The following is a 12,311-nucleotide window of genomic DNA, read 5'->3' as shown; positions in this document are numbered from 1 at the left end:
TGGGAAGGGCGCACGATCCCCGAAGTGCTGCGATCGGGGGATCATGCGAAGATCGCCGCCTGGCGGAAACAACAGGCACAAGATCATACACGGTTACGCAGGCCGGACCTTTGGGAGCGTCATGTCGATGCTCGGGACCGACCTGCCTCTGGCGCGCGGCGAAAAGAAAAGGACTAGAGGACATGAACCTCATCCAGACGATCGAAGCCGAAGAAATTGCCAAGGCCGGCAAGACGATCCCCGAATTCCGCCCCGGCGACACGCTGAAGATCGGCGTGAAGGTGGTCGAAGGCGAACGCACCCGCGTCCAGAATTTCGAAGGCGTGTGCATCGCACGCTCGAACAAGGGCATGGGCTCCAACTTCACCGTGCGCAAGATGTCGTTCGGCGAAGGTGTCGAGCGCGTCTTCCCGCTCTACTCGCCCAACATCGACAGCATTACCGTCGTCCGCAAGGGCGCTGTCCGTCGTGCGAAACTTTACTATCTGCGCGGGCGCACTGGTAAATCGGCACGTATTGCGGAGCGCCGCGAATACCGGTCGGAAGCCGGCGAAGGCTAAGGAGAGCTTCTCTCACCCAAAGCCGAAACAGCTTTCAAAAACGACCGGTTCCGCCAACAGGCAGAGCCGGTCGTTTTCTTTTGGGCAAAGCGAATTTGATGCAGCAGTCCGTCCTCCCCTTCCAGCCGACGCGGCGCGCCTTCATCGGCGCGGTGCTCGCATTCGGCGTGTCGGGCGAGGCGATGGCGCTCACCAATGCGCAGCGGCTGGTGACCGCGGCGCGGCGGCAGGTCGGGGTGACACTGCGCTATGATCCGGCCTACACGGTCCTCCGTTTCCCGAACGGCGACGTCGACCGCGCCAAGGGCGTGTGCACCGATGTCGTGATCCGCGCCTTCCGCGATGCGCTCGGCGCCGATCTGCAGGCCCTTGTAAACGCCGACATGCGCGCCAATTTCGGAGCCTACCCGAAAAACTGGGGCCTCGGTCGCCCCGATCGCAACATCGACCACCGCCGCGTGCCCAATCTCGCCACCTACTGGCGGCGGCAGGGAGCCTCGCTCCCCGTCACCGACGATCCCGCCGACTGGCGACCGGGCGATATCTTCACCCAGATAGTCGGGGGCCGTCTGCCGCACACCGGCATCGTGTCCGACCGCAGGGATACGACCGGCGTGCCGCTCGTCCTCCACAATATCGGCGGCGGCACCCGCGAGGAGGATGCGCTGTTTAAGCACAAGCTGACCGGCCACTTCCGCTGGAAGGTCTGAGTTCAAGTTACGTTTTCAACCGGGTTCTTGCCTTGAGGAGTGAGTAAATGGGTTATCGTATCGTTGTCGCCGGGGCCACGGGCAATGTCGGGCGCGAAGTGCTCGCCATTCTCGCCGAGCGCGAATTTCCTTACGACGAACTGGCGGCGGTCGCATCGTCGCGCAGCCAGGGCGACGAGATCGAAATCGGCGATACCGGCAAAACCGTGAAGTGCCAGAATATCGAGAATTTCGACTGGTCGGGCTGGGACATGGCGATTTTCGCGATCGGCAGCGACGCGACCGCGATCCACGCGCCCAAGGCGGCTGCGGCCGGCTGCGTCGTGATCGACAACTCGTCGCTCTACCGCATGGACCCCGACGTGCCGCTGATCGTGCCCGAGGTGAACCCGGAGGCGATCGACGGCTATACGGCGCGCAACATCATCGCGAACCCCAATTGCTCGACGGCGCAGATGGTGGTCGCGCTGAAGCCGCTCCACGACGCCGCGAAGATCAAGCGCGTCGTCGTCTCGACCTATCAGTCGGTGTCGGGCGCGGGGAAGGCGGGCATGGACGAGCTGTGGAACCAGACGCGCCAGATCTTCGTCGGCGACGAGAAGGACATCAGCAAGTTCACCAAGCAGATCGCCTTCAACGTCATCCCGCACATCGACAAATTCCTCGACGACGGCTCGACCAAGGAAGAGTGGAAGATGGTTGTCGAGACCAAGAAGATCCTCGATCCGAAGATCAAGGTCACCGCGACCTGCGTCCGCGTTCCCGTCTTCGTCGGCCATTCGGAGGCGATCAACATCGAGATGGAGGATGAGCTGTCGGCCGAGGACGCGCAGCGCATCCTGCGCGAGGCGCCGGGCGTCGTGCTCCACGACAAGCGCGAGGACGGCGGCTATATCACCCCCGTCGAAGCGGTCGGCGACTTCGCGACCTTCGTGTCGCGTGTCCGCGAGGACCCGACGGTCGAAAACGGTCTCAACCTCTGGTGCGTCAGCGACAACCTCCGCAAGGGCGCAGCGCTGAACGCGGTGCAGATCGCCGAACTGCTCGGCCGCCGCCACCTCAAGAAGGGCTGAGCCCGAACCTCTCCCCGTTCGCATCTCGACTTCGGGATGCGAACGGGTAGGGATGGGGGATGACCAGCCCCTATGCTTTCACCCACGCCCTGTGCCGCACCCCCGCCCGCTCGGCGGTCAAGGGCATCCGCGCCGATGGCGGGCCCGATCCCGACTTCTACGGCCTCCTCGCCGAGCATGAAGCCTATGTCGCGACGCTACGCGACCTGGGGCTCGCGGTCGAAGCCCTCGATCCGCTGGACGACTTTCCCGACGCGCTCTTCACCGAGGACGTCGCGCTGACCTTTCCCGGGGGCGCGATCCTGCTCCGTCCCGGCGCGCCGAGCCGCGCGGGCGAGGTCGCGCATATCCGCGGTGCCCTCGCCGCGCATCACAGCCGCCTTCTCGAAATGACCGGCCCGGGATACGCCGACGGCGGCGACATATTGCGCCTCGCCGACCGGGTGATCATCGGCCTTTCCGCGCGCACCGACCGCAACGGTGCCGAAGAACTCGCGGGCTTGCTCGGCCAGCTCGGCTACCGCGCCGAAATCGCCGAAACCCCGCCGGGCGTGCTCCACTTCAAGACCGGCTGCGGGCTGATCGACGCGGGGACGATCCTCGCCGTGCCCGCGCTCGCCGATTGTCCGCAGTTCGCGGGGCTGGAGGTCGTGACGACCCCGCCGGGCGAGGAAGCGGCCGCGAACATCCTGCGTATCCGCGATACCATCCTCGTCGGCGACCGCTGGACCGCGACCCACGCCTTGCTCGCCGCACGCGGCCTCGAGTTCCGCCCGCTCCCGACCGACCAGATCGCGCATATCGATGCGGGGCTCAGTTGCATGTCGCTGCGCTGGTGATCGCCGCGATCCCGCCCGCGCAGCGCCGCCTGCTCGGCCTGCTCGTCGCGCTGCTGCTCGTCGCGCAGATCGATCAGCCCTATCCCGACGTCGCGCTGCTCCAGCACATCCCGACCATGCTGCTGCTCGTTGCATCGCCCTGGCTGCTCCGCCACTGGCCGCTCTCGACCGCGTCGCTCGCGTGCATCGTGGCGTTCATGGCGCTGCACACCCTCGGCGGGCGCTACGCATACAGCAATGTGCCCTACGATGACTGGACACGCGCGCTGACGGGCGCGAGCCTTTCGGAAGCCTTCGGCTGGACGCGCAATCATTACGACCGGCTCGTCCATTTCGCTTTCGGCGCCTTGTCGGTCGTCCCCGTTGCCGAAATTGCCCGGCGCCGGGGCGGGCTCGGCCCACGCGGCGCGACCTTGACCGTGCTTGCCTGGGTCCTGGCGATATCCTGCCTCTACGAAATCTTCGAATGGCTGCTCACCATCGTCGCCGCGGGCGAGACCGCCGACCGCTACAACGGGCAACAGGGCGATATCTGGGATGCGCAAAAGGATATGGCGCTCGCGGCGCTCGGTGCGATACTGGTGCTGGCGGCCCCGCGTCGCGACAGGAGGTAGCATGCGCAAGTTCACGACCCTCGCGATCATCGGCTTGCTCGCCGCGTGCAAACCCGCCGCCGACAAGGCGCCCGCGGATGCCGATCCCGTCGCGCCGCCGGTTCCCGAAGCGAAGAACGACGGCCCGGACGCCGCGACCACTGCGGTCGGTCTCGACGGCGAAGGGCTGCGCTTCGTCGACAAGGCCAGCGGCAAGACCAGCCTGCTCGCCTTCGGCGTCCCGCGTGCGCAGGCGGAGACCGCGCTCGCCAATGTCGCGGGAAAGGAGGACGACCGCAACACCAACGAGGAATGCGGCGCGGGTCCGATGGAATTCACCCGCTACGACGCGATGACGCTCAATTTCTAGGACGGCAGGTTCGTCGGCTGGTTCCTCGGCAACGAACCCGGCGCCGCGACCTATTCGACGATGAGCGGAATCGCGGTGGGCACGACGCGCGCCAGGGCGAAAGCGTCGGTGACGATCGTCGATGTCGAGGACAGCACGCTGGGCGAGGAGTTCAGCATCGGGACCGGCGACAACCTCATCGGCGGCATGTTCGCCGCTCCCGGCGAAGCGGCAACGATCGACGCGCTGTTCGCGGGGGTGAACTGCTTCTTCCGCTGAAGCCAGCTTGACCTTGGTGTATACGAATCATATATAATTCGCATATACCAAGGTCGAAGAGGACAGCGATGGGCATCGTGAAGATTGACGACGGGTTGCACGAAGAGGTGCGCCGCGCCAGCGCGGTGATGTGCCGTTCGATCAATGCGCAGGCCGAATACTGGATGAAGATCGGCATGCTGGCCGAGGCCAATCCGACGCTGACCTTGGGCGAAATCGTGCGGATGCAGTTCGCCGCCGCCGAGGTGCGCCTTCCCGACCTCGCCGCCGTCTGACATGGTCAAGACCCCCGACGAAATCGCGCTGATGCGCGTTTCGGGCAAATTGCTCGCGTCGGTGTTCGAAATGCTCGACACGCTCGACCTCGCGGGCAGGACGACGATGGAGGTCAACGATCTCGTCGACCGCTTCATCACCGTCGACCTCGGCGCGCGCCCGGCGAGCAAGGGGCAATATGGTTATGGATATGTGCTCAACTGTTCGGTCAATCATGTCGTTTGCCACGGCGTCCCCGACGTCGATGCGGTGATCCGGGGCGGCGACATCATCAACCTCGACATCACCCTCGAAAAGAATGGCTTCATCGCCGATTCGAGCAAGACCTATATCGTCGGCGAGGTGCCCCCGGCGACGCGACGGCTCGTGCGGGTGGCGGAAGAAGCGATGTGGAAGGGCATCGCCGAAGTGCGCCCCGGCGCGCACCTCGGTGACATCGGCTTCGCGATCGAACGTCATGCGAAGAAGAACGGCTATTCGGTTGTGCGCGACTATTGCGGCCACGGCATCGGCCGCGAAATGCACGAAGAGCCCAACATCCTCAATTTCGGGCGGAGGGGAGCGGGCCTCAGGCTCCGCGAGGGCATGACCTTCACGATCGAGCCGATGATCAATCAGGGCACGCGCAAGGTGTCGACCGAGGCCGACGGCTGGACCGTGGTGACCGATGATGGCAAGCTTTCGGCGCAATTCGAGCATACCGTTGCCGTCACGGCGACCGGCGTCGAGGTGTTGACGCTGCGTCCCGGCGAAAAGCTGGCGCTGGCTATCGCGCGCCCAGCTCGACCGTCCGCGTGATCCCGACGGCGTCCAGAAACGCCGTATCGTGGCTGACGACGAGCAGCGCGCCATCATAGGCGGCGATCCCGGTTTCGACCGCGGTGAGCGATTCGATGTCGAGATGATTGCCGGGCTCGTCGAGGATCAGGAGCTGCGGCGGCTGGGGCGCGCCGAGAACGCAAGCGAGGCCGGCGCGGAGCGTCTGGCCGCCGCTCAGCGTGCCGACGATACGGTCGGCGGCGTCCGCGCGAAAGCGGAAGCGTGCGAGCGCGGCGCGGCACTCGTTGTTCGTCGTCTCCGGGTTGCGCCGCAGGAAATTGTCGGCGATCGACAGCGATGGATCGAGCAGGCCGACGCGCTGGTCGAAGAGCGCGAAAGGCACGCCGACGCGCACCTGTCCCGACCAGGGTGCGAGCGTGCCGGTAACCAGCGCGAGCAAGGTCGACTTGCCCGAGCCATTGGGGCCGGTGACGGCGACGCGCTCGGGCCCCGTGAGGGTGAGCGACAGGTTACGGATCACCGGACGGCCTCTCGCATAGCCCGTAGTGACGTCGTCGAGCGCGAGCACGGTGCGCGATGCCGGAAGGCCGGTCGAGGGCAGGCCGACCGATAGCGGATCGACGATCTCGATCTTCGCGCGCGCGGCGGCGAACCGCTCTTCGGCTGCGTCGCGCTGCCGTTCGGCAAGGCGGCTCCCCGCGGCGCGCGTTTCCTCGGCGCGGCGTTTCAGCCCGCCGATGAGAATTTTCGGCATGTCGCCGCGCGCTGCCTTCGCCCGCCCGCGCGAATCGCGACGATCCTGCTTCTCGGTTGCCGTCTGCGCCTGCCGCTGCGCCGCCTCGATGCGTTTTTCTGCGCCGGCGAGCTCGGCCTCGACTGCGGCCTGCTCGATCTCCTTGCGGGCACGATAGGCGCTCCATCCGCCGCCGTAGCGCGTAGCGCCGAGGCCGGTGAGTTCGACGATCGCATCCATTTCCTCGAGCAACTCGCGGTCGTGGCTGACGACGATCGCGCCGCCGCGCCAGCCCGCGAGCAAATCGCGCACCGCTGCCCGCCCTTCGCGGTCGAGATTGTTGGTGGGCTCGTCGAGCAGCAGGAAATCGGGCGCGGCGAACATCGCGCCCGCGAGTGCGGCGCGCGTGCGCTGGCCGCCCGACAGTTCGACGAGCGGCGTATCGGCGGGCAAGGGCAATCCGATGCCCGCCAGCGCCTCGTCGATCCGCGCTTCGAGCGTCCAGTCGGCGTCGCCGATCTCTTCGACGCTCGCTTCGCCGGCTGCGGCCTTGCGCAGCAACGCGAGGCCGGCACGCGCGCCGAACAGATCGGCGATGCTTTCATGTGCCGCAACCTGCACCGTCTGACGCAGCATCGCGATGCTGCCGTCGATCGCAATGTTGCCGGAGGCGGGCGAAAGCTCGCCGGTCAGCAGGCGCAGCAGCGTCGATTTGCCGACACCGTTTCGCCCGACGAGGCCGGCGCGTTCGCTCCGGAAACCAAGGTCGAGGTCCGAAAGGACGGCGCGCCCGTCAGGCGTGGACCAGCCGAGATGGGAGACTGTGATGGAGGGCATGAACATGGACTTTCCTGGCGGCAAGGCGGGGCAGCGTTGCGGTCAGGTCGCGATCCATGACGAAAATCTCCGGTTGGTTGGATGGTCGATGTAGGGCGTGCGGCGGGTTCACGCAACCATGGTGCGCCGCGAAAGCTGGTAAACGGAAGCTGCCGTTCTTCTCCCCGCCGCCTCGGAGAGGCAGCATCCGCTCGCTCCCCGAACCGCCTTTGCCGTTATTTCTTCAGCCCGATTTCGCGCAGCCGCTCCTGCAGATATTCGTCGGCGGTGATCGGTGTCGGATAGAGGTCAGGGTGCGACGCGCTGACGCAATTTTCCAGCGTCTCGATCGGATAGTCCGAGCGGAAATGGAGAAAAAAGGGCATCGAATAACGCGCAACGCTCGCGCGCCCTTCGTCGGGGTTGCGGACGCGATGCGTCGTCGAGGGCAGGCGATTGTTGGTCAGCCGCTGCAGCATGTCGCCGACATTGACCGCCATCGCGCCCGGCGGCGGCGAGACCGGAAGCCAGCTGCCGTCCTTGTCGAGGATTTCGAGCCCGGCCTCTTCGGCGCCGAGCAGCAGCGTGATCGTGTTGATATCTTCATGCGCCTCGGCGCGGATGCCCTTTGCCGGCGCCTCGACCGGCGGATAGTGAAGCAGGCGCATCACGCTGTTGCCGTCCTTCACCGTATCGTCGAAGAAATCGGGCGCGAGGCCGAGGTAGCGGGCGATGCCCGACAGCAGGCGGCCGCCGACGCGGTCGAATTCGGCGAACAGCTTGTCATAGGCGGTGCGGAAACCCTCGACCTCCGCGGGCCAGACATTGTTCGGCTGCTGCGCCGCGAGACGATGGCCCGCGGGCAGGTCGCGGCCGACGTGCCAGAATTCCTTGAGGTCGACTTCCTTCGCGCCCTTCGCGATCTCGGTGCCGAACGGCGTATAGCCCCGCGCGCCACCGCCGCCCGCAATATGATAGGCGCGCTTGACCTCTTCGGGCAGCGCGAAAAATTCCTTCGCCTTCGTCCAGGCTTCGTCGATCAGGTCGGGGTCGATGCCGTGGTCGGTGATCATCGCGAAGCCGAAGCGTTCGAACGACGCTCCGAAATCCTTCGCGAACTGGTCGGCGGGGAGCGACATGGAAATGACGGGTACGGCAGCAGTCATGCGGGACAGGTCCATCTGATAAGGGGTGGCGCCCTTCGAGGCGCGTCATGAGTCGCGATTTAGGCGCTGCCCGCTCGCGATTAAAGGGAAAAAGGCGGTTTCGCCCTGTGCGCGGCTCGGCTAAGCCGCCGCCATGGCAAAGCAATATTGGCTGATGAAATCCGAACCCGACGCCTATGCGTGGGACCAGCTCGTGACCGACGGCACGGGGATGTGGGACGGGGTGCGCAATCACACCGCGAAGCTGAACCTTATGGCGATGAAGGTCGGCGACGAGGCGCTCTTCTATCACAGCAATATCGGCAAGGAATGCGTCGGGATCATGAAGATCACCGAGGAGGCGTCGCCCGATCCGACCGCCGAAAAGGGCGCGCCCTGGGTGATCGTCCGCGTCGCGCCGGTGCACGCGCTGAAGCATCCGGTGACGCTCGCCGCGATCAAGGCCGATCCGAAGCTCGCCGACATGGATCTGATCCGCCAGTCGCGCCTCTCCGTCGGGCGCGTGACGCCCGACGAGTGGAAGCATATCCTGAAAAAATCGGAGACGCCCGGGGACTGACCCCGCCGCTTATTGGCCGCGAAGCCTCGTCTGCAGATGCTCCGCCACCGACACATGGAGCGGATTGACGAATTCGCAGCCGTAATCGTTGCCGTCGGCGCGGCGCACGATCGCTTCCAGAGGCTGCAGCCCGGGCAGGTTCACCCAGATATGCTTGCCGATCTGCGGCCGGAACGAGGTGACCATGCGAAAACCGGTCGACGAAAGGTCGAACAATTCGACGTCGAAGGGGTTGAGCCCCGGCTCGCGAAAGCGCGCGCGCGCGGTTACAGGCGCTCGCTCGGCGCCGCGCCCGCCCTTGGGCGCCCTTTTGGTTTCGATGGCCCGATTCCCCAACACTGCTCTGGTCCCAGTGGCTGTTTTTCGATTCGCCCGATTTAGGGCGCCGTTGGTTATTCCGAAGTAAAACGATATGGTAAAATTCGCCTATACCGGCGGTCGATCGCCGACCGCCATCAACTGGCCGGGAAAGGGCACGGCGAGCGCCACCGCGGTGCGCCATTCGCCCGCCAGCCAGGTTGCATGATCTTTCGCGTGCAAGATCACCGGCATGCCCTTTGGCTGATGGTGCGCGACCAGCCGGTTCGCGTCGGTTGTGAGCATCGCGAAACAGGGCCAGTCCTCGCCCTGACGGAGAATACCGGCGAAAGCGAAGATCGGCCGCTCGGGGACCGAGAACCAATGCTGGTGCCGAGCGCCTTCGGATCCCGACCAACAGGCAAAGGCCGTCGCGGGGATCAGGCAGCGCAGTTCGGCGTGACGCAGTGTGCCGATCCAGAAGGGGCTTGTCAGATTGCGCACATGAGTGACCGGCCGGGTGCCCTGCGGTGGCGGCGGAACACCCCAGAGCCTGGGGCGGAGATAACGCCGCGATCCGCCGCGACCATCGCTGACGACCACCGGTGCCGGACGGCCGGGTGCGACATAGTCGCCGGTCCATGGGTCGTGGCCCGCCTCGGCGCCGAACGTGGCGGCGATCGCGGCCGCGGGCGCGTCGAGACGATAGAGGTTGGTCATCGGGCGGCCGTCAGTCGGACCCGCGCACCCGTCCGCGCCCGGCCTTGACGGCGCTCCGCGCCTTCTTGCTGTCGACGCGTTTCGCCTTCGCGGCCTTGCTCGGTCTGGTCTTGATCCGCCGTTCGGGGCGGACGAGCGCGGCGTCGACAAGTTCGTTCAGGCGCGCCCGCGCGTCGGCGCGGTTCGCCTCCTGCGTCCGAAAGCTGCGTGCGAGAATGACGAGTTCGCCCGCCGAGGTCATTCTGCTACCCGCGAGCGTCTTGAGCCGCCGATAGGCGTCGGGCGCGAGCCCCAGCGCGAAGACATCGACGCGGAGCTGGCACGCGGTCGCGACCTTGTTGACGTTCTGACCGCCCGGCCCCGTGCCTGCGAGAAACTTCTCGCTGATCGCGCTTTCGGGGATCTCAGCCACGCGTCGGCTCCGCTCCCTCCGGCGCGGCGAAGCCCAGGGCGATGAAGCTGTCGGGGAACGGCGCCTCGGCAATTATCGACGGCTTGACGTCACGTTTTACCACCAGTCGTTCGGCGTGGAGCAAGGTGCGTGTTTTGGTGCCGCTGCGGCCGTAGACCGGGTCGCCGACGAGCGGGAAACCGAGCCCTTCGAGCGCATGGACGCGAAGCTGGTGGGTGCGGCCGGTTTCGGGACGGAAGCGCAGCAGCGCGCGGTCGCCGACGACGGCGAGCTTTTCCCAATGCGAGATCGAGGGCTTGCCCTTGGGATCGCCGACCATGCGCCAGCCGGTTTCCGCGGTCGAAACCTTCGAAAGCGGCAGGTCGATCGTCCCTCCGTCGCCGTCGGGCACGCCATCGAGGATCGCGAGATATTGCTTCTCGACCTCGCGGCTCTCGAAGGCGCGCGTGAAGCGGCCGTGCGCCTTGGGGTTGCGCGCGAGGAGCAGACAGCCCGAGGTGTCGCGGTCGAGCCGGTGGACGGGAAGCGGCCAGCGCTTGAAACCGAACTTCAGGAGGTCGAGATGGTTTTCAAGGCTGAGGCTGCCATCGCGCGGGGCGTCGACCGGCAGACCCGCGGGCTTGTCGATGACAAGGGCCTCGCCATCGAGGAAGAGGACACGATCTGAAAGGAGCATGGCGCGCTATAGGCGGGCCGGCGTTCAGTCGAAAGCGTAAACGTCCATCGCGAGCAGGCCATAGGTCACGCTGTGGTGCAGCCGTTCGGCGTTGAGCGAGGCCCCGCCTGCGCCCATCGCCACGAACAGCGGCAATATATGGTCGGGCGTCGGATGATTGTCGGCCCCGTGCGGCGCGCGTTCGACGCTGTGGAGGACGTCGTCGATTGCACCGGCCGCCATGCGATCGGCGATCCAGTCGGTGAAACCGGTGACCCACGCCGGCGCGGGGGCGTCGATCGGCAGGCGCGCCGAGAAGAGCGCGCGCAAATTGTGCGTGATGCTGCCCGAGCCGATGATGAGGACGCCGTCGTCGCGCAGCGGTGCGAGCGCCCGCCCGAGCGCATGATGCCATTCGGGCGGGGTGTTCGAGGCGATCGAGAGCTGGACGACCGGGATGTCGGCGTCGGGATAGATGAGCGACAGCGGCACCCACGCGCCATGGTCGAGCCCGCGTTCGGAATCGGCGGTGACGGCAAGACCATGGCTGGCAAGCAACTCGACCACGCGGCTCGCCAGCGCCGGATCGCCCGGCGCGGGATAGCGCATCGCGAAGAGTTCGTCGGGGAAGCCGCCGAAATCGTGGATCGTCGGCGGGGCGGGCGAGGCGGTTACCGTCGCGCGGCCGCCTTCGAACGCCGCGTCATGATGCGCCGATATGACAAGGATCGCGCGCGGACGCGGCAATTGGTCGCCCAGCCCGGCGAGGAAGCTCCGCGCCGGGCTGGGCTCGAGCGCCATCATCGGCGAGCCGTGCGAAAGGAAAAGGCTCGGGAGACGGCGCATCGGTTCAGGCCGCCAGTTTCGCGGCGGTGCGCGCGACGCGCTCACCGAGATAGCGGGCACCGGAGAGATCGTCCTCGCCGGGCTGGCGCGAGCCGTCGGCACCGGCGATCGTCGTTGCGCCATAGGGCGCGCCGCCCTTGACTTCATCGACGCCCATCTGACCGGCAAAGCCATAGTCGAGACCGACGATCGTCAGGCCGAAGTGGAGGAGGTTGGTGAGGACCGAGAACAGCGTCGTTTCCTGGCCGCCATGCTGCGATCCGGTCGAGGTGAAGGCCGCGCCGACCTTGCCGTTGAGCTTGCCCTGCGCCCACACGCCGCCCGCCGTGTCCCAGAAGCTTGCCATCTGGCTCGACATGCGGCCGAAACGCGTCGGCGTGCCGACGACGATCGCGTCATAGCTGGCGAGTTCGTTCGGATCGCTGAGCAGCGGGTGTGCGGTGTCGGTCTTGAAACCCGCGGCCTGCACCACCGCTGCGGGAGCGGTTTCCGCGACGCGGCGGATATCGACCTCGGCGCCCGCGGCGCGCGCGCCATCGGCGACGGCGTCGGCCATCCGCTCGATATGACCATAGCTCGAATAATAGAGCACCAGTACCTTAGCCATCATTTGTCCTTTCGTGGATTGAACCTGATCGGGGTGGGCCG

The 12,311-nt window shown here is 66.3% G+C and carries 18 protein-coding genes and 1 pseudogene; 11 read left to right on the top strand and 8 right to left on the bottom strand.

Translation table 11 applies throughout. From position 1 onward, the window contains the following. The 10 genes and pseudogenes from JHC57_RS17455 to map all read left to right on the top strand — a co-directional run. A pseudogene (locus tag JHC57_RS17455) lies at positions 1-177 on the top strand (tRNA (guanosine(37)-N1)-methyltransferase TrmD); the annotation flags it as partial. 5 nt (positions 178-182) lie between these two features. Beyond that, positions 183-560 (top strand): 50S ribosomal protein L19, encoded by a 378-nt coding sequence (gene rplS, locus JHC57_RS17450; protein WP_294031597.1) that lies wholly within the window; start codon positions 183-185, stop codon positions 558-560. Between the two features lie 98 nt (positions 561-658). After that, positions 659-1,270, top strand: coding sequence for a DUF1287 domain-containing protein (locus JHC57_RS17445; RefSeq protein ID WP_294031596.1), 612 nt, complete (start codon positions 659-661; stop codon positions 1,268-1,270). A 47-nt stretch (positions 1,271-1,317) separates the two neighbouring features. Next, complete coding sequence (locus tag JHC57_RS17440; RefSeq protein WP_294031594.1) at positions 1,318-2,343, top strand: aspartate-semialdehyde dehydrogenase; 1,026 nt, start codon at positions 1,318-1,320, stop codon at positions 2,341-2,343. Positions 2,344-2,402: 59 nt separating this feature from the next. After that, positions 2,403-3,182, top strand: a complete 780-nt coding sequence (locus tag JHC57_RS17435) for a dimethylarginine dimethylaminohydrolase family protein (RefSeq protein WP_294031593.1) — start codon at positions 2,403-2,405, stop codon at positions 3,180-3,182. Beyond that, on the top strand, positions 3,179-3,796 hold the full coding sequence (locus JHC57_RS17430) for a DUF2238 domain-containing protein (RefSeq protein WP_294031591.1): 618 nt from the start codon (positions 3,179-3,181) through the stop codon (positions 3,794-3,796). Before JHC57_RS17435 ends, JHC57_RS17430 begins: the two co-directional genes overlap by 4 nt. Position 3,797: 1 nt before the next feature. After that, complete coding sequence (locus JHC57_RS17425; RefSeq protein WP_294031590.1) at positions 3,798-4,145, top strand: hypothetical protein; 348 nt, start codon at positions 3,798-3,800, stop codon at positions 4,143-4,145. A 60-nt stretch (positions 4,146-4,205) separates the two neighbouring features. Beyond that, complete coding sequence (locus JHC57_RS17420) at positions 4,206-4,403, top strand: hypothetical protein (protein WP_294031587.1); 198 nt, start codon at positions 4,206-4,208, stop codon at positions 4,401-4,403. A 68-nt stretch (positions 4,404-4,471) separates the two neighbouring features. Further along, entirely contained in the window at positions 4,472-4,678 is a 207-nt protein-coding gene (locus JHC57_RS17415) for a ParD-like family protein (protein ID WP_294031586.1), read from the top strand. Position 4,679: 1 nt separating this feature from the next. After that, the gene (gene map, locus JHC57_RS17410) at positions 4,680-5,477 is read left to right on the top strand and encodes a type I methionyl aminopeptidase (protein WP_294031585.1); all 798 of its coding nucleotides are present in this window, start codon (positions 4,680-4,682) and stop codon (positions 5,475-5,477) included. Here map and JHC57_RS17405 read toward each other — a convergent pair. Together JHC57_RS17405 and JHC57_RS17400 are read right to left on the bottom strand one after the other, a co-directional pair. Then, on the bottom strand, positions 5,446-7,029 hold the full coding sequence (locus tag JHC57_RS17405) for an ABC-F family ATP-binding cassette domain-containing protein (protein ID WP_294031599.1): 1,584 nt from the start codon (positions 7,027-7,029) through the stop codon (positions 5,446-5,448). The genes map and JHC57_RS17405 overlap by 32 nt on opposite strands. A gap of 215 nt (positions 7,030-7,244) precedes the next feature. Further along, positions 7,245-8,174 carry a 2-oxoglutarate and iron-dependent oxygenase domain-containing protein gene (locus JHC57_RS17400; RefSeq protein ID WP_294031583.1) on the bottom strand — a complete coding sequence of 310 codons (930 nt, stop codon included), beginning with the start codon at positions 8,172-8,174 and terminating at the stop codon, positions 7,245-7,247. Positions 8,175-8,307: 133 nt separating this feature from the next. Here JHC57_RS17400 and JHC57_RS17395 point away from each other — a divergent pair, with 133 nt between their 5' ends. Continuing rightward, positions 8,308-8,733, top strand: coding sequence for an EVE domain-containing protein (locus tag JHC57_RS17395; RefSeq protein ID WP_294031581.1), 426 nt, complete (start codon positions 8,308-8,310; stop codon positions 8,731-8,733). Positions 8,734-8,742: 9 nt separating this feature from the next. Here JHC57_RS17395 and JHC57_RS17390 read toward each other — a convergent pair whose 3' ends face one another. The 6 genes from JHC57_RS17390 to wrbA all read right to left on the bottom strand — a co-directional run bounded on the left by JHC57_RS17390 (position 8,743) and on the right by wrbA (position 12,270). Further along, on the bottom strand, positions 8,743-9,072 hold the full coding sequence (locus JHC57_RS17390; RefSeq protein WP_294031579.1) for a PilZ domain-containing protein: 330 nt from the start codon (positions 9,070-9,072) through the stop codon (positions 8,743-8,745). Between the two features lie 87 nt (positions 9,073-9,159). Next, positions 9,160-9,750 carry an SOS response-associated peptidase family protein gene (locus JHC57_RS17385; protein ID WP_294031577.1) on the bottom strand — a complete coding sequence of 197 codons (591 nt, stop codon included), beginning with the start codon at positions 9,748-9,750 and terminating at the stop codon, positions 9,160-9,162. Between the two features lie 10 nt (positions 9,751-9,760). Further along, positions 9,761-10,162, bottom strand: a complete 402-nt coding sequence (gene arfB, locus JHC57_RS17380) for an alternative ribosome rescue aminoacyl-tRNA hydrolase ArfB (protein WP_294031575.1) — start codon at positions 10,160-10,162, stop codon at positions 9,761-9,763. Continuing rightward, positions 10,155-10,838, bottom strand: a complete 684-nt coding sequence (locus tag JHC57_RS17375; protein WP_294031573.1) for an RluA family pseudouridine synthase — start codon at positions 10,836-10,838, stop codon at positions 10,155-10,157. The genes arfB and JHC57_RS17375 overlap by 8 nt, the downstream gene beginning before the upstream one ends. A 24-nt stretch (positions 10,839-10,862) precedes the next feature. Further along, on the bottom strand, positions 10,863-11,663 hold the full coding sequence (locus JHC57_RS17370; protein WP_294031572.1) for a class III extradiol ring-cleavage dioxygenase: 801 nt from the start codon (positions 11,661-11,663) through the stop codon (positions 10,863-10,865). A 4-nt stretch (positions 11,664-11,667) separates the two neighbouring features. Continuing rightward, a complete protein-coding gene (wrbA, locus tag JHC57_RS17365; protein ID WP_294031570.1) occupies positions 11,668-12,270 on the bottom strand; it encodes an NAD(P)H:quinone oxidoreductase in 603 nt (200 codons plus the stop codon). Positions 12,271-12,311: the final 41 nt, after the last annotated feature.

Source organism: Sphingopyxis sp., assembly GCF_016463645.1.
Lineage (GTDB): Bacteria > Pseudomonadota > Alphaproteobacteria > Sphingomonadales > Sphingomonadaceae > Sphingopyxis.
The sequence above is the reverse complement of the archived record's forward strand: the minus strand, read 5'-3'. Positions and strand labels throughout refer to the sequence as shown.